Genomic DNA, 21,442 nt, shown 5'->3' with positions numbered 1-21,442 from the left:
AGCGATAATTAATAATCCGGAGAATTAAATTATTTACGGAAATATTTCTTTATTCAGCAATACATTGTACCTTTGTCCTCGATAAAAACAGGAAGTATTTTTATAAGTAATAACATATAAAACTTATTATTATGTCTAAAGTAACAGTTGTTGGCGCCGGTAATGTAGGTGCTACTTGCGCAAATGTTCTTGCCTTCAATGAAGTGGCAGACGAAGTTGTAATGCTTGATGTAAAGGAAGGTGTTTCCGAAGGTAAAGCAATGGATATGATGCAGACAGCTCAGCTGCTGGGTTTCGATACAACAGTTGTAGGTTGCACTAACGACTATGCTCAAACTGCAAATTCTGATGTTGTAGTTATCACTTCAGGTATTCCCCGTAAACCGGGTATGACTCGTGAAGAGTTGATCGGTGTTAACGCTGGTATCGTTAAAAGTGTAGCTCAGAACATCCTGAAATATTCTCCGAATGCAATTATCGTAGTTATCTCTAACCCGATGGATACAATGACTTACCTGTCATTGAAATCTCTGGGTCTGCCGAAAAACCGTATCATCGGTATGGGTGGTGCATTGGATAGCTCACGCTTCAAATATTTCTTGTCTCAGGCTTTGGGATGCAACGCTAACGAAGTAGAAGGTATGGTAATCGGTGGTCACGGTGATACAACAATGATTCCGTTGGCTCGTCTGGCTACTTACAAAGGTATCCCTGTTAGCAAATTGTTAAGTGCTGACAAACTGCAGGAAGTGGTTGCTTCTACTATGGTAGGTGGTGCTACACTGACTAAACTGCTGGGTACTTCTGCATGGTATGCACCGGGTGCAGCAGGAGCTTATGTAGTTGAATCTATCATCCACAACCAGGGTAAGATGGTTCCTTGTTCAGTTTATCTGGAAGGAGAATACGGCGAATCAGATCTTTGCATCGGTGTTCCTGTTATCCTTGGCAAGAACGGTATCGAAAAGATCGTTGAATTGGAACTGACAGCTGAAGAAAAAGAATTGTTCGCTAAGAGCGCTGCAGCTGTTAAGAAAACAAACGAAGCATTGAAAGAAGTAGGTGCTTTATAATCAGTAAACAAACTCGATTGATTATATCTTAAGAGGATAGCTCCACGGAGTTATCCTCTTTTTATTTTTATCATTAACTTTACACAAAAAAGAATCATGATACGCCCGATGACATTGAACGATGTGAGTGAGATAACCTACATCTATGCCCACTACGTAAACAATACCGTTGTGACTTTCGACACAAAAGTCCCGTCTGAAACAGAGATGCGCGAACGCCTGCTGCCTATTATCGGGAACTGTCCTGCCTGGGTTTGTGTGGAAGAAGGTAAAATAGCAGGCTATTGTTACGCCCATGAATGGAAAACGAAGAAAGCCTACAGCAGCACCGCAGAAACGACCATTTACCTGCATCCGGAGCATCTCAGGAAAGGATACGGAAGAATATTAATGGAACAACTGATCGAAGACTGCCGCAAACGCTCCTACCATGCACTGATCGCCTGTATCACTATCCCCAACGAGCCGAGTGTGAAACTCCATGAGAGACTGGACTTCAAACAGGTATCCCACTTTCATGAGGTTGGACGGAAATTCAACCGATGGCTGGACGTTGCCGATTATGAACTAATTCTTGAATGACCCAGTATAAAATTAAATTCTCCATATCTTGTAAGAAATTACCTGCTTCAACGACTATATAGTACAGTTCAATAAAAAACATTCAGTATGAAACAGTCGCATGAAGATTTCCTCAGGATACTGTCCGACTACCAGGGTATCATCCACAAGGTAAATCTACATCGATAAAAGCATCGCTTACCAAAAGAAATATGATACCTCCATCAGTATCGGACTAACTCTTTTTATCGTAGGAATCTTTATCATACAGAATTATATCCTACACGGAACAATCATTTTGTTCACATTAATTGTGGTACTGATTACGGTATCCATTGCATTATATTTATCCTACGTTCGCAAAAAACGCTTCAAAGAAGTACGTAATTACTTGCAATCGTTATATGAACAGTTGAATGAAAGCAGGTGAAGATAAAAGTAACTCTTTCCTTTCTTAGAGAGGAAAGAGTTATAGCCAGACACTAATGAAGAAGAATGTTCTTTTTCGAATCTCTTCTTGCATCCTATTCAATATCCATTTTCCGGATCGCGTTCAAACTTTGCCTTCTTCAGTTTTCTGTTGATCGCTTTGGAAGTACGAAAGTTAAGCCCTTTTACAGTGATCGACTCGGCACGTATCTCGTTCTTCTTTTCTACAAGGCGACTTTCGGCTGAGACAGAAAAAGTCCCGAAATCATTCAGACAAACGTCAAATCCCTCTTCCAATAGTTCGATTATGGAATCTTCTATCAGCATCCATGAACGGGATAACTCTGCCCGAAGCGGTGCCGAACCATGCGAAATATGGTCGAATAACTTATCTTTATGAATCGTTCCGCGACTGACAACTTGCGGATAATACCCTTTTACTTTCTCCCCTTCCTTATTCAGATTGTCATAAATAGGAGTAAATTTATACCTTATACTCATGGATTTACTTTTTATATCAGATTGTACAGTTATTACTTTATTTTCTTAATCATCCTCCTAAAGATAGACTTTTATTTTCAAACTCTCCATACATATTCATATAAATCTGTCATTCAGAAGTTACGTAACAAGTATTACTCACATTACAGGAAAGTATCTTCAGACAAACGGGAAACTATTTCCCGGTATATTACAAACTATACATACCCTGTACACCTTATCGTATATAAGTAGTACAGTATATCGTATATAAGGTGTACAGCATATCAGGCTTTAGTACTACAGCATATAAATAGTTTGTAATATACCGGGAAATAGTTTATCATATAATAAAAATTAGTTTTTAGTAAGACAACCGATAGTTCATCGGTTAGTGCCCCGGGTAAAGACAAAAAAAACGAGGATACCTATGCAGATATCCCCGTCCCCTTTTATATACAAGCTTGTTATCTTCCGATAATCCCCAGTTTGGAATCATTGATAAAATCAATGATATGCTGTATTTCATCACTCATCGGCACCTGGTCCTTGATCATCAGCAAGGCATCAAAAAGGCTGGTGTTACCCTGATAAATGATGCGGTAGGCATGACTGATATGTTTAATGACCTTATCGCTCACCCCCTGGTGTGACAGGATGAAAGAATTAACGCCATAATAAGTAGTCGGTTCCTGAGCCGCCACGATATAAGGAGGAACGTCTTTACGGAAACGGCAACCGGTCTGTGTCATCGACCAGGTACCGACACGGCTACCCTGGCTTGCCAAGACGTTTCCACCGAAGATCGAATAATCTTCAAAGAAACAATTACCGGAGACCTTGCTACCGTAACCCAATACGCAATGGTTTCCGATATGTGTATCGTGTGAAATATGCACCCCTTCATGTAGGAAATTACCATTACCGATAAAGGTCTGCCCTTCCGGAGTCGTGGCACGATTGATCACTACGTTCTCACGGATCACGTTATCATCGCCTATAACGGCTAATGTCGTGTCGCCTTTATATTTGAAATCCTGGGGTTCTGCCGCAATAACAGCCCCATTGAATACACGGTTACCTTTCCCCAGACGTGCACCACTCATGATACTGGCATGAGGCATGATCTCGCAATTATCGCCGATCTCGACATTCTTATCGATGTATGCAAACGGATGAACAGTAACGTTCGCTCCCAGTTTTGCACCGGCATCTACATAAGCTAACGGACTAATCATAATAATCTAAGTTTTAATGGTTATTACTCTCTTCCTCCACCTACAGCACTATACAGGTTGATAACAGCCTGCATACGCTGAACGTTGTCGGATACTTCTGTCAATTGTGCACTCAAAAGGCTCTGCTGGGCCGACAGGATCTCCAGATAAGTGGACTCAGCCGACTGGAACAACGCTTTCGTATATTCTACAGCTTTCTCCAATTGTTGGATCTGCTCTTTATCCTGAACCAGCATTTTATTGGTTGCATCGTACAGATGCAATGCGTCGCTCACCTCTTTTCCGGCCTGGAGGATAGCTTGCTGATAATTCATCTGGGCGATCTTCTCTTCCGCTTTCGACACTTTCAGGTTAGCCATCAACTTGCCGTTGTTGAAGATTGGTTGTGCAAGAGATGCCAATGCCTGGAACATGAATTGTCCCGGATTGGAAACTGTAATACCCGAGCCATTCGTCCAACCGGCAGTAGCCGTAATATTCAACCCCGGATAGAAAGCAGCACGTGCTTTGTTCGTTGTATAATAAGCGCTTGCAAGCGACATTTCTGCGATCTTCACGTCCGGACGGTTTTCCAGCAATTGCAAAGGAACACCTGCCATCAGTTCATCCGGAATATATTGATCTTCCAATCTGCCACGTTCGATCTGCTGGGGTGCTTTCGCCAACAGTACCGACAATGAGTTTTCTACTTCACGAACCTGACGTTTCAGGTTGATCAGTGAAGAAGAAACCTGGTGGTATACGGCTTTCATCTGTACAACGGCTGCTTCGGTGGTCATACCTGCCTCCTTCATAGCTTCCATCGCGCGTACATTTTCTTTATAGATATCGACCGTTTCTGTTGTAATCTCTACCTGGCGGTCGAGCATCAGCAAAGTAAAATAGGTATTGGCGATACCGCTGATAAGCTGTGAACGTACTGCCTGCTGTGAATACTGGCTTTGCAGATAGATCGTTTTCTGGTCGCGGCTTGCATTCAGCAGCTTACCGAACAGATCGACTTCCCAGCTTGCTGCTGCCGGTAAGGTATATGCTTTGGCAAAACTGGAACTACCGATCGTCGTAGTGGAACCTTGCGGAGCCAGATTCAGAGACGGCAGGAAAGACAAACGGGCGGCTGTCAGCAATGCTTTCGATTCTTCCACACGGAGAACTGCAGCCTGCATATCCACATTGTTTGCCAGTCCTTCTTCAATCAGAGACTGCAACTTCGGATCACGGAAAATATCCGTCCAGGGTATATTCCCCATATTGGTCGTATCGGCAGCCAGGGTGTCCGTAACCGATACCGGATCACGGTAAATACCGGCGGTCTCTATCGTGTCAGGACGGTCGTATGCTTTGTAAATGTGGCAACTGCTCAGTAGAGCGGTTGCACACATCATATATATAACTTGATTTTTCTTCATTGTCTTCTCACTTATTTTTTAGCGTACTGTTCTATTTCCGTATTCAGATCACTGTTGTCCAAATCTTCCCATTCGATCGGTTTAACCTTTTCCTGCAGGTACTGGAATACTACGAACAGAGCCGGAACGATCAGGATCTGGAAGATCATACCGACGAACATACCACCGATAGCAGCAGTACCCAGTGTACGGTTACCATGAGCTCCAACACCGAAAGCGAACATCATCGGCAACAAACCGACTACCATCGCCAGAGAGGTCATCAGGATAGGACGCAGACGGGCGGCAGCACCTAATACGGCAGCCCAGGTAATACTCATACCCATACGGCGACGGTCGAGGGCAAACTCTACGATCAAAATAGCATTCTTAGCCAACAGACCCATCAACATGATCAAGGCGATCTGCATGTAGATGTTATTCGACATCGTTCCCAGTATCATCTTCAAAGCCGGGATACTGCCTAAAGCAGCCCACCCCTGTACGAACAGGAAGCTACCCATCAAACCGAACGGTATTGAAAGCAATACGGCCAACGGCAATACATAACTTTCATACTGTGCACTCAGCAACAGGTAAACGAACACGAAACAGAGCACGAAGATCAGACCGGTCGTACTACCGCTGGTTTCAGCTTCTTCACGTGCCATACCTCCCAGTTCATAACCGAAACCGACAGGAAGTGTCGTGCTGGCAACTTCTTCAAGGGCTTTCAGTGCCTGACCGCTGGTAAATCCTTCAGCTGGGGCAACCATCACTTTCATTGACGTATACATATTGAAACGGCTGATGATATCCGGTCCGTATACTTTCTCGATCGTAATGAACTGAGAGATCGGTGCCATTTCGTTACCGTTACGAACCTTAATATTCTTCAATGATTCCATGTTGGCTCTCAAAGAAGGATCGGCCTGTACCATTACACGGTACATCTTACCGAAACGGTTGAAGTTGGAAGCATATAAACCTCCGTAATAACCTTGCAACGTCATAAGGATATCGCTCGGGCTGATACCGACTTTCTTACAAGCTGCGGCATCGATATCGATCATATACTGCGGGAAGTTCGGGTTGAAAGTAGTCTGTGCAGACTTGATCTCCGGACGGGCGGTCAATGCTGCCATATAATCTTTAGAAACGGAGAAGAATCTTTCCAGGCTACCACCTGTCTTATCCTGCATGTTCAACTCGATATCACTGGATGCCGAATAACCCGGAATCATAGGCGGGGTAAAGAACAATACCTGTGCATCCTTCACGACTTTCTGGGCACGCATGAACAAACTGGCATAAACAACTTCGGCACTTTGAGTCATCGAACGTTCATCCCAGTCTTTCAATTTGATGATAAACGAACCGTAAGACGATCCCTGACCACCGATAAAGCTGAAACCGGTAATAGCAGTACGCGATTTAACAGCAGGGTCGGAAGCGATCAGGCTGTCTACACGCTGCATGATTTCCTGCGTACGCTCCTGTGAAGTTCCCGGAGGCAAAGTCACAGCTCCCATGATCGTACCCATATCTTCATTCGGCACCATACCGGTCGGTGTGACCTGCATGAAAAATAGCAACAGGGCAATTGAAGCGATAACCGTTCCGAAAGTAAGCCATTTCTTTTGAATAAAGAACAGAACACGTTTCTTATAACTCTTCAGCAATGAATCGTAAGCAACATTGAAAGAGGTATGGAAACGGGATACGAATGTTGTTTTCTTTTCAGCATGCTCATCGTGGGGTTTCAGGAAGATGGCACACAACGCCGGACTCAATGTCAACGCATTCAATGCAGACAGACCGATAGCAATAGCCATCGTCACACCGAACTGGCGATAGAATATACCGGCTGTACCCCCCATAAAACTTACGGGGATAAACACGGACATCATCACCAATGTAATAGAAACGATCGCTCCGCCAAGTTCACTCATTGCATCGATAGATGCCTGTTTCGCCGATTTGTATCCCTGGTCCAACTTGGCATGGACCCCCTCGACGACGACTATGGCATCGTCGACCACAATCGCAATGGCAAGTACCATCGCACAAAGCGTCAACAAGTTAATGCTGAACCCGATCAATGACAACAAAAAGAAGGTACCAATCAAGGCTACCGGGATCGCAATCGCAGGGATCAACGTTGAACGCAAATCCTGCAGGAAGATATAAACAACGATAAATACCAGGATAAATGCCTCGATCAAAGTCTTCAATACCTCATGGATAGAAGCATACAAGAAGTCGTTGGCATTCATGGAAACTTCTACTTTCATTCCCGGCGGCATTGTCTTTTCTGAATTTACCAACAGGTCCTGAATGTTAGTGATCGTTTCCGTTGCATTCGTACCTGGCATCTGGTAAACAATACAAGCCACGGCATTATGTCCGTTTACTTTATTTACGAAGTTATAGGTCAGACGTCCTAATTCGATGTCGGCTATATCTTTCAGGCGAAGCACTTCCCCGTCGGGCAATGCTTTCACAACGATATTTTCAAATTCATCCGCACTCTGCAAACGGCCTTTGTAACGGATCGTATATTGGAAAGTCTGATTTCCCTGTTCACCGAAAGAACCCGGAGCCGCTTCCACGTTCTGTTCTGCCAGGACATTGGAAACATCGTTGGGAACCAATTTATATTGTGCCATAACATCCGGTTTCAACCAGATACGCATAGAATAGTCGGTACCCAATACATTCGCATCACCTACACCCGGCACACGCTGTACTTCAGGAATCAGGTTGATCTTTGCATAGTTTTCCAGGAACTTCTGGTCATAACGGTCTTCCGCGTCATAAACGGCAAAAACGATCAACATAGAGTTCTGACGTTTCTGGGTCGTCACACCGATCTTCGTTACTTCGGCGGGCAACAGACCTTGCGCCATAGAGACACGGTTCTGAACGTTTACCGCTGCCATATCGGGATCGGTACCCTGTTTAAAATATATGGAGATATCGGCAGCACCGGTATTTGATGCAGTCGATGTCATATACATCATATTCTCTACCCCGTTGATCTGGTCTTCCAGCGGCGCAATCACACTATTCAATACAGTCTGCGCATTGGCACCTGTATAAGTGGCCCTTACCGAAACAGTAGGAGGCGCGATGTCCGGATACTGGGTAATAGGTAATGTGAGCAAACCTAATATACCCAGGATGACAATCAAGATGGAGATCACCGTTGAAAGCACCGGACGGTTAATAAATCTATCTAATTTCATATTTTACTTTTTTATATACGAAAGCAATCAGGCGGAAACCCGATCCACTCTATACCTTTAATTAATTAAAAGCTGTTTTTAAATTTCCTTCATTCTGATCTTTCATCGCCTGCTGAAACTTAGCATCCTGTTCAGCCTTCGTGATCGGCGTGATTTCCTGACCGTCACGCAAACTCTGAACACCTTCGATAACGATCTTATCGCCACCTTTCAGACCTTTGGTTACAAGATAAGTCTGTCCGTCGCTTAAAGGAGAAATCTGAATTTCCGTATTCTTGATTGTATTATCCGATTGCAGTACATATACAAATTTCTTGTCCTGGATTTCAACCGTAGCTGATTGCGGGATCATAATAATACCGTCCATGGTATATGGGAATATAACATTACCTGTACCACCGCTTCTCAGGATTTTTTTGTCATTAGGGAATATGGCACGCATACTTACCGAACCTGTAGACTGGTCGATCACACCGCTGACTGCGTCGATCTTTCCTTTTTCATCCAACATAGTTCCGTCTGCCAGTTGTAACTGAACAGCCGGCATCTTATCCAATTGTTCTTTCAAAGTGCCGCCAGCCTTTGTCAGCTGCAACAACTCTTTTTCCGTCATGGAGAAATAAACATAAACATCTCCGATCTCGGATACTGTCGTCATCGGACTGGAGATAGACGGACTGACCAAACTTCCGATACGATACGGGAAAGTTCCGACTACACCGTTGGAAGGACTTTTCACAGTACAAAAATCCAGATTTTGTTTTGCACTTACCATAGATGCCTTCGATTGTGCCAAAGTTGCTCTGGCTGATGCCAGCTGGTTGACAGCGGTCTGATACTCAAAAGAGCTGATAATGGCCTTATCATACAAATCTTTCTTATTCTTCTCGGTCAACTCCAACGTACTGACATTCGCCTGTGCCATCTCTACCGCAGCTTTCGCCTGGTTGTAGGCGGCTTTATACTGTGTCGGATCGATTTCAAACAAGGGCTGGTTTTTACGAACTGTCGCCCCTTCATCAACACATAACTTAACAATAAACCCTGATACCTGCGGACGAATTTCGATATCCTGCGTCCCTCTGATGGTAGCCGGATAAGAAGTTGTCTGGTCGGAAGAAGAAGAATTAACGGTCATTACAGCATATTCACTGTCGCCTAACTTCATACCCCCCTGGCTGTTTCCACAGGCGGTTAATAAAGACACTCCCACTGCAAATAACGCAATTTGCCTTAATTGGGTAATAGTAGTTCTCAACATTTGTTTATTCATAATTATAATTTAATATATTTCTGCCTATTAATAGTTTCATACTTTTTATTTGAAGGCTTGTATTATCAGGCTCGACAACAGGGGACTTATATCCTAAAAAACGTACAAATGTAAAATCTTTTTATTGTACTTTTCCCGTTTATACATTCTTTTATACTAAAAAATAGCTTTATTTATATGTAGAGATCAAACAGATAGCCAATATTTTGACGGATCGAAAGTAAATTAGTCCAAATTTGCATATATTCTTAAAACGAGGTTTGCTTATTCAATAATTTAGTTTAAATTTACAGCTATCTATAAACTTAATTAATCAATAAGCTGATGGGACCAAAGTTTTCAATTTCGGAAGTATGTAGCACTTCATGGCAACGGACCAAAGCTCAGATATGGGTTTTGTCCGGATTATTGATCGGTATGACCATAATTTCTTTCACTTTAAGTGCATTTGCTATGCCTATGCAGAAATCCATAGTGGGTACAATCGTTATCAATCTGATTAGTTGTATAATCTCATGTATCTTTGCTCTGGGATACATGAAAAACATATTCCAGACTCTGGATGGAGAAGAGCCGCAGTTTTCGGCCTACGGCCAGCAAGCCCGTAAAATCATCACTTACTTCGTGGCTAATATTTTTATGGGGATCATCGTCCTGTTCGGTATCTGCCTGTTCGTTATCCCTGGTATATACCTGGCCATACGGTTACAGTTCTTTACAGCTTTCATTGTTGAAGAAGATGCCGGGATCATCGAATCGTTAAAACGCAGCTGGGAAATAACCCGCGGACAAGAAATGCCGTTGTTTTTACTTATGCTGGCAATGATCGGTATTTTTATACTGGGACTTATCGTGCTGGGGATAGGAATTTTTGTAGCAATGCCTCTTATCTATGTGATGTATGGCTATGTTTTCCGTAAACTTAATGCACCTTTGCAAATTATTGAAGAATTATAAATTGAATAACACTAAACAGCCCGTAGATTTCTAAAGTCTACGGGTTACTTATGATAACAAAATTGCCCTATGGGGAAGACTTACAGAATTAAAGACATAGCAGAATTATCCGGTGTATCCACCGGAACTGTCGACCGCATATTACATAACCGCGGAAAAGTATCGGAAGAAGCACAGAAGAAGGTTGAAAAAGTTTTAAAAGAGATAGACTATCATCCGAATCTGATAGCCCGTTCACTGGCACTTAAAAAGAAGTATAAGTTCATAACACTGATACCTTCTTTTGCACAAGGCGAATACTGGGCCAAACTGTCCGAAGGGATCAACAAAGCAGAGCAGGAACTATTCAGTTACAATATCGAGGTCGACCGAATGTTCTTTAACCAGTATGATAAAAGCAGTTTCGACAATCTGATACCGAAAATCGAAGAGGCCGATTGCCAGGGAGTGATCATAGCCACTCTTTTCAAAGAGAGTGTCATCCAGCTCACTCAGCAACTAGATAAGCTGGAGATACCCTACGTGCTGATCGATGCCTTTATCGAAAACACAAACTGCATCGCTTATTACGGAACCAATTCCTATGATTCCGGATACATTGCCGGACGACTGCTTTTCGAGCAAATACAACCGGAAGATAACATTGCCATTTTCCGCTTTATCCGTAAAGGAGACATGCATTCGACACAGGTGATGAAACGCGAAGAAGGTTTCCGTGACTACCTGTACGGTCATGATTTCCTGGGGAAAATATATCCGGTACATATCCATGCCGACGAATCGGAGGAAAATAAAGAGATACTCGACTCTTTCTTCGCAACACACGAAGAGATCAAGGCCGGTATTATCTTTAATTCCAGGGCACATGTACTGGGAGACTATTTCCGGAACCAGGATATCGACAGACATTTTAAACTGATCGGTTACGATGTGATCGACTCGAACCTGAATCATCTGAACGACGGATATATCACTCACCTGATCGCACAGCGTCCGGAAGTACAAGGATTCAATTGTGTCCGTGCATTGTTCCGCCATCTGGTGTTGAAGGAAAAAGTCGAACAAATCAACTACATGCCCATTGATATACTTATTAAAGAGAACATTAAGTATTACAACAACTATATTTAAAGGCATAAATTAATTATTTTTCTTCGATATTTTTTTTGTTTGACAAATAAATACCATACATTTGCATTCGATGTGTGCTCGCACACATATTGGCAATAAAATGAAAATATCACAATAAAAATCATATATAAAATGGCTAATTTATTTTGTATTAAAGACAGAGTTGTCATTATTACCGGTGGAGCCGGTATCCTGGGTAGTGGAATCGCAGGCCATCTGGCTGAAGAAGGTGCTAAAGTTGTAATCCTTGACCGTGCCGTAGAAGCCGGCGAAAAGATCGTTGCCGATATTAAAGCAAAAGGAGGTGAAGCCTGTTTCTTCCTGACTGATGTTTTGAACAAAGAAACACTTGAACAGAATAAAAAAGATATCCTTGCCAAATATGGCCGGATCGACGCATTGCTGAATGCTGCAGGTGGTAATATGGCAGGTGCGACCATCGGTCCGGACAGCAACATCTTCGACCTGCAGATCGATGCTTTTAAGAAAGTGGTAGACCTGAACCTGTTTGGAACCGTACTTCCGACAATGGTATTCGCCGAAGTAATGGCACAACAAAAAGAAGGTGCCATCGTGAATTTCTCTTCCGAATCGGCTCTCCGTCCGCTGACACGTGTTGTCGGATATGGTGCTGCCAAAGCTGCTATCTCCAACCTGACCAAATACATGGCTGGTGAATTGGCTATTAAATTCGGTGAAGGTTTGCGTGTAAATGCGATCGCTCCGGGATTTTTCCTGACGGAACAAAACAGAACACTGATGACCAACCCAGACGGTTCTTATACGGAACGTGCTAAATCAGTTATCGCCCATACACCGTTCAGACGTCTGGGTACACCGGATGAATTGTTCGGTACGATCCAGTATTTAATCAGTGACGCATCTAAATTCGTAACCGGAACAATTGCTATTGTGGATGGCGGTTTCGATGCATTCTCTATCTAATAATTCATAAACACGATACACTTATGTATTTATGCGAACAAACGTGGCGTTGGTACGGGCCGAATGATCCCGTCAGCCTCTGGGATATCAAACAGGCCGGAGCTACCGGTATCGTAAATGCCCTGCATCACATCCCCAACGGGGAAGTATGGACAGTGGAAGAGATCATGAAACGGAAAGAAATGATCGAAGAAGTCGGTCTAAGATGGTCCGTTGTAGAGAGTGTCCCTGTACATGAGCATATTAAAACACAAACCGGAGATTTTCAGAAATATATCGATAATTACAAAGAAAGTTTACGTAACCTGGGTAAATGTGGAATCAATGTTGTTACATACAACTTTATGCCTGTACTCGACTGGACACGTACCGACCTGGCTTATACAATGCCGGACGGATCCAAGGCACTTCGTTTCGAACGTGCCGCTTTCATAGCATTCGACCTTTTTATCCTGAAACGTCCGGGAGCTGAAAACGACTATTCGGCAGAAGAAAAAGCGAAAGCAAAAGCCCGCTTCGATATAATGACGGAAGACGATCGCCTGTTGCTTACCCGCAACATGATTGCCGGCCTGCCCGGATCTGAAGAAAGTTTCACCGTAGAACAATTCCAGGAAGCATTAGACCGCTATAAAGATATCGATGCAGAAAAACTGCGTGCCAACCTGATCTATTTCCTGAAAGAAATTGCTCCGGTAGCCGACGAGGCTGGTGTCAAACTGGTTATCCATCCGGATGATCCTCCCTACTCTATTCTCGGTTTACCGCGTATCCTGAGTACGGAAGATGACTTCAAAAAGCTGATAGAAGCAGTTCCCAATAAAAGTAATGGTCTGTGTCTGTGTACCGGTTCATTCGGTGTCCGCAGCGACAACGATCTGGCTGGCATCATGGAACGCTATGGCGACCGTATCGATTTCGTCCACTTCCGCAGTACACAACGTGATGCTGAAGGAAACTTCTACGAAGCAAATCACCTGGAAGGCGATGTAGATATGTATGGCGTAATGAAAGCGCTGCTTGAATTGCAACAAAAACGCGGTTGTTCGATCGCTATGCGTCCGGATCATGGCCACCAGATGATCGATGACCTGAAAAAGAAAACAAATCCTGGTTATTCCTGCATCGGTCGTCTGAGAGGTTTGGCTGAACTTCGCGGCTTGGAGATGGGTATAGCTAAATCTCTTTTTAAGAAATAACAGAGATAAATATTTCATTTCTTATTGATTTATATAGAAAAAGGTGTCCAATTCCGATTGGCGCCTTTTTTCTGTTTTATCACTTGTCAATTCCACTACTCCGACCATTGAAAAGCATAAATAAATGAAAAATAACTATAAAGTATTCCTGATTAGAACTTTAGACTGGATTGTTTTTTCTATTTTTGTCCAGCTAAAAATTATTTTCATAATGCCTAAGATCTATAGTTACATATTATCATTTATTACACTCATAACACTAACAACCTGCTCAACGGTACTATCAGTGCAAACGCCCCCATCAGTATCCGATCAGGAAATCGTTATGTCTCCCCCAGCTACAGAAGTTCCGCTCCCCAAAGTTGATTACATATTTCTTCCCCCGACACCGGAACTAGAAAAAACAGAATATGCACGTAAAGATATTACAGAAAACTTTTCTCCGCGGGAAAAAGCAGATATAGCAGTGCCCGATCCTAAATTACTGGCTGATGAAAATTCACTGGTTATCGATTTAGCTCTCATTACTGGAGACGATTATGCATTTCCTTTACCCGGAGCAAAAGTCATTTCACCTTATGCTGGCCGCAGAAGACATCATTCCGGAGTTGACTTGAAAACATGTGCCAACGATACGATTGTTGCAGCATTCGATGGTATTGTCCGTATGGCTAAACCTTATGCCGCTTATGGAAATGTGGTGGTTATCCGCCATTATAACGGGCTGGAAACGGTTTACAGCCACAATTCAAAGAATCTTGTAAAAGTTGGCGAGCGTGTAAAGGCTGGCGATCCGGTAGGATTAACAGGACGGACCGGAAGAGCAACTACCGAGCATCTTCATTTTGAAGTACGTATCAACGGACAACACTTCAACCCAAACAAAGTGTTCGATATGGAAAAACATAAATTGCACAATTCTTGCCTCGTTGCAACTAAAACAGGAAGAAATATAGCCGTAAAAGCAGTTGATATACTTCCGTATCAGCGGGAAAGCGAATATCGATATTCTTATGCAGGCGTTCCTGTCTCGGACAAGAATAAAAAAATAGACTTATAATTACAGCATAGAAACAAAAAAGCTTGCAATCATTGATTACAAGCTTTTTTTGTGGAGCTGGAGAGATTCGAACTCTCGTCCAAACGAGGAACTAATCTGCTTTCTACATGTTTATCTTCGCCTTCGATTGTCGGGAGCAAGCAAGACCGAAGCCACCCACTTAATCCTTATCCTCTAAATTTTCGTCCGAAACCCGAGGCTCATTTCAGACTATCTCCGATATTGCTGCACCACCTGATCGGAACGCTTCGGAGCAACAGCATCCGGGTGATGTCACGTCCCCGCAACTATTGCAGGGATTAAGCTTGAATCTACTATACTTCGATTAAGCAGCGAGAGCGTAATTGTTTTCGCCAGTTAATTGTTCGTTGTCTGAGATTTAAGTGCAAGCCAACCACGCACTACATGCTTACAAACCACTTCTGCCCGCTGTCTAAACCGGTCAGCCCCATGATTTGAGAGTACAAAGATACGAAGAATCTCCATATCTCCGTACTCTATTTAGTTTTTTTATTCTATTACCCCTATTTCACGGAACCAGTCTTCAGCCCTGTCAGGCCATTCATTGACAGCCGCCCCCGTGTCTCTCAAACCGTAACCATGTCCGCCTTTGCTATACAAATGCATCCAGACAGGAATACCTGCTTCTTTCAAGGCATAATAATAGAAAAGGCTACTGTTAATATAAGATTTATCATCTTCCGTCTGAATCAACATAGTCGGTGGTGTAGCCGATGTCACTTTAATCTCCGGTGCTAACCCGAAGTTTTCACCGTCCAGATAAGCTGGATAGACCAACAGACAGAAGTCCGGACGACAGCTAACCTTATCTGCAGCATCGACTGCCGGATAGGTTCGCTTATCAAAGTTATTACTAACCATAGCAGAAAGATGCCCCCCTGCTGAAAATCCCATTACACCGATACGTTGCGGATCGACATTCATCTCTTCTGCATGCGCTCTAACATAACCGATCGCACGCTGCAGATCCTGCAATGGTGCTTCATGCTTCTCACGACCTTCCCGGCGAGGAACACGATACTTGACCAATACAGCTGTTATTCCCAGATTATTCAACCATTCACAAACTTCATCTCCTTCCAGGTCGTAAGCCAGAATATTGTAGCCGCCACCAGGACACACAACCATTGCCGCGCCTGTTGCCACTTCATCGGGAGCCGGATAAACCGTAATCGTCGGTTCACTCACATTGGTAACCCGCAAGACTGTTTCACCACCGGTTTTACCTCCATCGGTATCAGCCTTTTCTATCAGCTTGGTTGTCTCACCAGGTGCCCCCTTCGGGAACAACAGGATCGGGTTATCTTGTGCCATAGCTGAACCAATTAAACAACTTGCCCCAACAAGCAGGAGCATACATTTTCTGATCATACACTACACTGTTTAAAGAATTTATAAGAACCATTATTTTTGAGGGAAATTCGGACTATACAGCATTGTCTTTTCCAACGTCATTAATTTACCATCTTTCACAAAAGCTTCTCCTCGTTCCGAAAGATGTTTAACCATCTCTTCACGGAGTTCTTTCAGTTGTTTACCATACTTGGGTTTTGAAGAACAATCAACCAGTTCACCCGGATCTTTTACCAGGTCGAACAACTGTTCTTTTCCATTATGGAGATTCCATACATATTTCAGTTTACCATCCGTCAAAGCACACCAATAATTATCTGCACTGTAACAGGTGGCATGTTCCATGTCTATATATTTACGCCATTCATTTCCACGCCCCTGTACCAGCTTCAGCAACGAGCTTCCATCCATATCAGGAGGAACTGCACCGCCTGCCAGATCGATAAAGGTAGGCAGGAAATCACGAAGTTCAACGGGTTGCTCGATCTTCGTTCCGGCCGGAACAGTTTTATCAACATACGACGGCCATTTTACAATATACGGAATATGAGCTGAACCTTCATACGGATAAGTTTTTCTCCAATGATAATGATCCCCCAGCATGTCTCCATGATCGGCAGTAAAGCAAATTACAGCATCATCATACATACCTTTCTCTTTCAAGGCTGCGATAATCTGTCCTATCTGATCGTCGATGAAAGTAATATTTGCATAATAATGCCTTCTTGAATTAACGGCATATTCGTCTCCAAAATTACCAAAAGGAGCATCGGATGCAACCTTCTCCGGATCGAGACGTTCTGCATACCGGCCACACCAGTCACCTATAAACGGCTTGGGTATTTCTGTATTCTTATACATATCCAAATAACGCTTCGGTGGGTCATAAGGACTATGAGGACGGGCAAAAGATACTTTCAGGAATAAAGGCTTATCATTATCATAATTACGGATAAGTTCACAGGCTGTCTGTCCGGTCCAGGTAGTCGGATGCAAACGTTCTTCCAGTTTATAAATACCAGCGCCATGATCATTCCAACCAATGCCTGTCAAGTCCGGATTCTTCCCCGGAGCATTCAACTGGAACCATTCGCGATAATCGCTGATAAAATCTTTTGATTCTACTCTACCGCTTTCGTCGATTAAAGTGGCATGGAAACCATGAAGAGCCTTCTGTGGGAACCAATGCATCTTTCCAACGCCAAATGTAAAATAACCCAGATTACGCAACATCTGAGGCATTTCATATTTATATTGTTCCGCCATTCTGCCATAGCCTAACATACCATGATGCCAGGGAGACAAACCTGTCAACAGGCCGGCACGTCCGGGCGTACTACTGGGAGCTGATGAATAACCGTTTACAAACAAAGTTCCTTCTGCTGCCAATTTATCCAGATTAGGAGAAATCACAGCTTTATTCCCCATACACCCCAATGCATCTCCACGATGCTGGTCGGTCATAATAAAAATGACATGGGGTTTCTTTTTCATTTCCTTTTGTTCTTTGTTTTGTTCATTTAAGGAAGCAGCAGATTGAGCGGAATGATTAAATCCGACTCCTGCACCTGCTAATAGTGACGATTTAAGAAAGGCTCTTCTTTTCATTATATGTTTTTCTATGAATACTGATTCAGATAGCGAAGATAAATATCTTATTTGATTCGTGCAATCAGAAGAAGGTTAATATTATCGGGAAGAATAAAACAAAAAAAGGAGTCCACTCTTTCGAATGAACTCCTTTCTACCTTTCAGCTCTCGCTTACTAAAACGGCGGCTATCTACTCTCCCACTTTTACGCAGTACCATCGACGTGGTTGGGCTTAACTTCTCTGTTCGGAATGGGAAGAGGTGGATCCCCAACGCTATAACCACCTTAATACCTTTTAAGATGTTTGACTTTGGACAACGTTACTCTAACGTAACTCATTTTCTTTGAGCTTATGACAGGCATTTCTACCTACCACCTGCTGATATATCAACCCTTTCCCCGGAAAAAGAAAGTCTCGGGCTATTAGTACTACTCGGCTTCGACATTACTGCCCTTACACCTGTAGCCTATCTACGTCGTAGTCTACAACGACCCTCAGGGAGATCTTATCTTGAGGCTGGCTTCGTACTTAGATGCTTTCAGCACTTATCCAATCCAGACTTAGATACCCGGCGGTGCACCTGGCGGTACAACCGGTAAACCAGAGGTCTGTCCAACACGGTCCTCTCGTACTAGTGTCAGAGCCACTCAAATCTCCTACGCCCACGATAGATAGAGACCGAACTGTCTCACGACGTTCTGAACCCAGCTCGCGTGCCACTTTAATGGGCGAACAGCCCAACCCTTGGGACCTTCTCCAGCCCCAGGATGTGACGAGCCGACATCGAGGTGCCAAACCGCTCCGTCGATATGAGCTCTTGGGAGCGATCAGCCTGTTATCCCCGGAGTACCTTTTATCCTTTGAGCGATGGCCCTTCCATGCGGAACCACCGGATCACTATGCTCTAGTTTCCTACCTGATCGAGTTGTATCTCTCCCAGTCAAGCACCCTTATGCCATTACACTCTACGACCGGTTACCAATCGGTCTGAGGGTACCTTTAGAAGCCTCCGTTACTCTTTTGGAGGCGACCACCCCAGTCAAACTACCCACCATACAGTGTCCTCGCATATCGCGAGTTAGAACTCAAACAACCAAAGGGCCGTATTTCAACGACGGCTCCACAAATACTAGCGTACCTGCTTCAAAGCCTCCGGCCTATCCTACACATTAGTTGCCCAAATTCAATGTAAAGCTATAGTAAAGGTTCACGGGGTCTTTTCGTCCCATCGCGGGTAATCGGCATCTTCACCGATACTACAATTTCACCGAGCTCACGGTTGAGACAGTGTCCAGATCATTACACCATTCGTGCAGGTCGGAACTTACCCGACAAGGAATTTCGCTACCTTAGGACCGTTATAGTTACGGCCGCCGTTTACTGGGGCTTCAATTCAATGCTTCTCTTGCGATGACATCTCCTCTTAACCTTCCAGCACCGGGCAGGGGTCAGGCTGTATACTTCATATTTCTATTTTGCACAGCCATGTGTTTTTGTTAAACAGTTGCCTGGACCTATTCTCTGCGCCCACCTGTTACAGTGGGACCCTTTATCCCGAAGTTACAGGGTCAATTTGCCTAGTTCCTTAACCGTGAATCACTCGAGCGCCTCAGTATTCTCAACCCAACTACGTGTGTCCGTTTACGGTACGGGTACTTTATTGATATGCTTAGCGGATTTTCTAGGGAGCCTGATTACGTCCATATTACCTTGTACAAGTACTCGGTATACTGTCAGGTTCAGCTCTCAAAGCGGATTTGCCTACTTCGATCAACGCCTACACCCTTTAACCATCTATTCCGTCAGATGGCAGGACTGTCACTTCTCCGTCTCCACATCGCTCAATAAAGTAGTATGGGAATATTAAACCATTCTTCCATCGGAATCGCCGTTCGGCTTATCCTTAGGTCCCGACTTACCCTGATCCGATTAACGTTGATCAGGAAACCTTAGTCTTTCGGCGAGGAAGTTTCTCACTTCCTTTATCGTTACTTATACCTACATTTGCTTTTCTATGCACTCCAGCAAGGGTTATCCCTCACCTTCAACGTCCATAGAATGCTCCCCTACCATCTCTTACGAGATCCATAGCTTCGGTAAACAGTTTATGCCCGAGTATTATCCACGCCAAACTCCTCGACTAGTGAGCTGTTACGCACTCTTTAAATGAATGGCTGCTTCCAAGCCAACATCCTAGCTGTCTCTGCAGTCTGACTTCGTTAGTTCAACTTAACTGTTATTTGGGGACCTTAGCTGATGGTCTGGATTCTTCTCCTCTCGGACGCGGACCTTAGCACCCGCGCCCTCACTCCTTATCAATATATAGCACGCATTCGGAGTTTATCTGGACTTGATAGGCGGTGAAGCCCTCGCATCCAATCAGTCGCTCTACCTCATGCTATACTAAATAAAGGCTGCACCTAAATGCATTTCGGGGAGTACGAGCTATCTCCAAGTTTGATTAGCCTTTCACCCCTACCCACAGTTCATCCGAAAGCTTTTCAACGCTTACCGGTTCGGTCCTCCAGTTAGTGTTACCTAACCTTCAACCTGACCATGGGTAGATCACTTGGTTTCGCGTCTACTCCCTCCGACTAATTCGCCCTGTTCAGACTCGCTTTCGCTTCGGCTCCGTATCTGAAATACTTAACCTTGCCGGAGAAAGTAACTCGTAGGTTCATTATGCAAAAGGCACGCCGTCACAGCTTACGCTGCTCCGACCGCTTGTAGGCAGACGGGTTCAGGGTCTATTTCACTCCTCTGTTCGAGGTTCTTTTCACCTTTCCCTCACGGTACTGGTTCGCTATCGGTCTCTCGGGAGTATTTAGCCTTACGGGATGGGCCCCGCTAATTCACACAGAATTCCTCGTGCTCCGCGCTACTCAGGATACCACTAGGCTTCGTTAGAAAGTCGTGTACGGGATTTTCACCCTCTATGATCGCTTTTTCCAAAGCGTTCCACTTTCCTAATTTCTTGCCACGGCGTGGTCCTACAACCCCGGTATTGCCTAAACAATACCGGTTTGGGCTCTTCCGCGTTCGCTCGCCACTACTTGCGGAATCATTATTATTTTCTCCTCCTATGGGTACTTAGATGTTTCAGTTCCCCACGTTCGCCTCCTTTACAGGATGACAGGCCTTCAACCTGCCGGGTTGCCCCATTCGGAAATCCGGGGATCAAAGATTATTTGCATCTACCCCCAGCTTATCGCAGCTTATCACGTCCTTCATCGCCTCCGAGAGCCAAGGCATCCACCGTCTGCCCTTGCTTACTTTCTTTTGTCCGGTCACATTGCTGTGAATCGGATTGATATATCTTCAGCTTGCTCTTATTCGTTACTTTATTTTACGTTGTCCATCATGTCAAAGATCTTTTTCAGTTGACAGTTGACAAGCCACAGTTGACAGTTTATCAACTATTTTGTCTACGTCTTCCGATGTGTGGAGAATAACGGATTCGAACCGTTGACCCTCTGCGTGCAAGGCAGATGCTC

General features: G+C 44.0%; 14 protein-coding genes, 1 tRNA gene, 2 rRNA genes and 1 other RNA gene (1 of these 18 running past the window's edge). 7 read left to right on the top strand and 11 right to left on the bottom strand.

Annotated elements, in window-relative coordinates; translation table 11 throughout:
* The first annotated feature begins 131 nt into the window (after nt 1-131).
* A complete protein-coding gene (mdh, locus tag DWW23_RS05040) occupies nt 132-1,073 on the top strand; it encodes a malate dehydrogenase (protein WP_122352179.1) in 942 nt (313 codons plus the stop codon).
* Nucleotides 1,074-1,169: 96 nt separating this feature from the next.
* The gene (locus tag DWW23_RS05035) at nt 1,170-1,655 is read left to right on the top strand and encodes a GNAT family N-acetyltransferase (protein ID WP_122352178.1); all 486 of its coding nucleotides are present in this window, start codon (nt 1,170-1,172) and stop codon (nt 1,653-1,655) included.
* Nucleotides 1,656-2,162: 507 nt separating this feature from the next.
* Here DWW23_RS05035 and DWW23_RS05030 read toward each other — a convergent pair.
* The 5 genes from DWW23_RS05030 to DWW23_RS05010 form a co-directional block, all read right to left on the bottom strand.
* Nucleotides 2,163-2,564, bottom strand: a complete 402-nt coding sequence (locus DWW23_RS05030; protein WP_122352177.1) for a hypothetical protein — start codon at nt 2,562-2,564, stop codon at nt 2,163-2,165.
* Between the two features lie 446 nt (nt 2,565-3,010).
* Nucleotides 3,011-3,781 carry an acyl-ACP--UDP-N-acetylglucosamine O-acyltransferase gene (gene lpxA / locus DWW23_RS05025; protein WP_122352176.1) on the bottom strand — a complete coding sequence of 257 codons (771 nt, stop codon included), beginning with the start codon at nt 3,779-3,781 and terminating at the stop codon, nt 3,011-3,013.
* 23 nt (nt 3,782-3,804) lie between these two features.
* Nucleotides 3,805-5,190 (bottom strand): TolC family protein, encoded by a 1,386-nt coding sequence (locus DWW23_RS05020; RefSeq protein ID WP_187576632.1) that lies wholly within the window; start codon nt 5,188-5,190, stop codon nt 3,805-3,807.
* Nucleotides 5,191-5,201: 11 nt separating this feature from the next.
* On the bottom strand, nt 5,202-8,417 hold the full coding sequence (locus DWW23_RS05015; protein WP_122352175.1) for an efflux RND transporter permease subunit: 3,216 nt from the start codon (nt 8,415-8,417) through the stop codon (nt 5,202-5,204).
* A 61-nt stretch (nt 8,418-8,478) separates the two neighbouring features.
* The gene (locus DWW23_RS05010; protein WP_122352174.1) at nt 8,479-9,690 is read right to left on the bottom strand and encodes an efflux RND transporter periplasmic adaptor subunit; all 1,212 of its coding nucleotides are present in this window, start codon (nt 9,688-9,690) and stop codon (nt 8,479-8,481) included.
* A gap of 324 nt (nt 9,691-10,014) precedes the next feature.
* Between DWW23_RS05010 and DWW23_RS05005 the strand changes: the two genes are divergently transcribed.
* The 5 genes from DWW23_RS05005 (at nt 10,015) to DWW23_RS04985 (ending at nt 14,982) form a co-directional block, all read left to right on the top strand.
* Nucleotides 10,015-10,647, top strand: a complete 633-nt coding sequence (locus tag DWW23_RS05005; protein WP_122352173.1) for a glycerophosphoryl diester phosphodiesterase membrane domain-containing protein — start codon at nt 10,015-10,017, stop codon at nt 10,645-10,647.
* Nucleotides 10,648-10,716: 69 nt separating this feature from the next.
* Nucleotides 10,717-11,778, top strand: a complete 1,062-nt coding sequence (locus tag DWW23_RS05000; protein WP_122352172.1) for a LacI family DNA-binding transcriptional regulator — start codon at nt 10,717-10,719, stop codon at nt 11,776-11,778.
* A gap of 132 nt (nt 11,779-11,910) precedes the next feature.
* The gene (locus DWW23_RS04995; protein ID WP_122352171.1) at nt 11,911-12,723 is read left to right on the top strand and encodes an SDR family oxidoreductase; all 813 of its coding nucleotides are present in this window, start codon (nt 11,911-11,913) and stop codon (nt 12,721-12,723) included.
* A 23-nt stretch (nt 12,724-12,746) separates the two neighbouring features.
* Nucleotides 12,747-13,922 (top strand): mannonate dehydratase, encoded by a 1,176-nt coding sequence (gene uxuA / locus DWW23_RS04990; RefSeq protein WP_122352170.1) that lies wholly within the window; start codon nt 12,747-12,749, stop codon nt 13,920-13,922.
* Between the two features lie 208 nt (nt 13,923-14,130).
* The gene (locus tag DWW23_RS04985) at nt 14,131-14,982 is read left to right on the top strand and encodes a M23 family metallopeptidase (RefSeq protein WP_370449242.1); all 852 of its coding nucleotides are present in this window, start codon (nt 14,131-14,133) and stop codon (nt 14,980-14,982) included.
* 49 nt (nt 14,983-15,031) lie between these two features.
* On the opposite strand, the gene ssrA is transcribed toward DWW23_RS04985, so the two are convergent.
* The 6 genes from ssrA to DWW23_RS04955 all read right to left on the bottom strand — a co-directional run.
* Nucleotides 15,032-15,432: a transfer-messenger RNA gene (gene ssrA, locus DWW23_RS04980) on the bottom strand.
* A gap of 60 nt (nt 15,433-15,492) precedes the next feature.
* The gene (locus DWW23_RS04975) at nt 15,493-16,374 is read right to left on the bottom strand and encodes an alpha/beta hydrolase (protein ID WP_122352168.1); all 882 of its coding nucleotides are present in this window, start codon (nt 16,372-16,374) and stop codon (nt 15,493-15,495) included.
* A 33-nt stretch (nt 16,375-16,407) separates the two neighbouring features.
* Nucleotides 16,408-17,964, bottom strand: a complete 1,557-nt coding sequence (locus tag DWW23_RS04970; protein WP_122352167.1) for an arylsulfatase — start codon at nt 17,962-17,964, stop codon at nt 16,408-16,410.
* 160 nt (nt 17,965-18,124) lie between these two features.
* Nucleotides 18,125-18,235, bottom strand: a 5S ribosomal RNA gene (gene rrf / locus DWW23_RS04965).
* Between the two features lie 116 nt (nt 18,236-18,351).
* A 23S ribosomal RNA gene (locus DWW23_RS04960) occupies nt 18,352-21,227 on the bottom strand.
* A 163-nt stretch (nt 21,228-21,390) separates the two neighbouring features.
* Nucleotides 21,391-21,442 (bottom strand) — tRNA-OTHER (locus DWW23_RS04955) (it continues 50 nt past the right edge of the window).

Origin of the sequence: Parabacteroides sp. AF14-59 (assembly GCF_003479515.1) — a bacterium.
In the GTDB taxonomy this organism is placed as follows: Bacteria; Bacteroidota; Bacteroidia; order Bacteroidales; family Tannerellaceae; genus Parabacteroides; species Parabacteroides faecis.
Note: the sequence above shows the minus strand (reverse complement) of the source record. Positions and strands in the feature narration are given on the sequence as shown.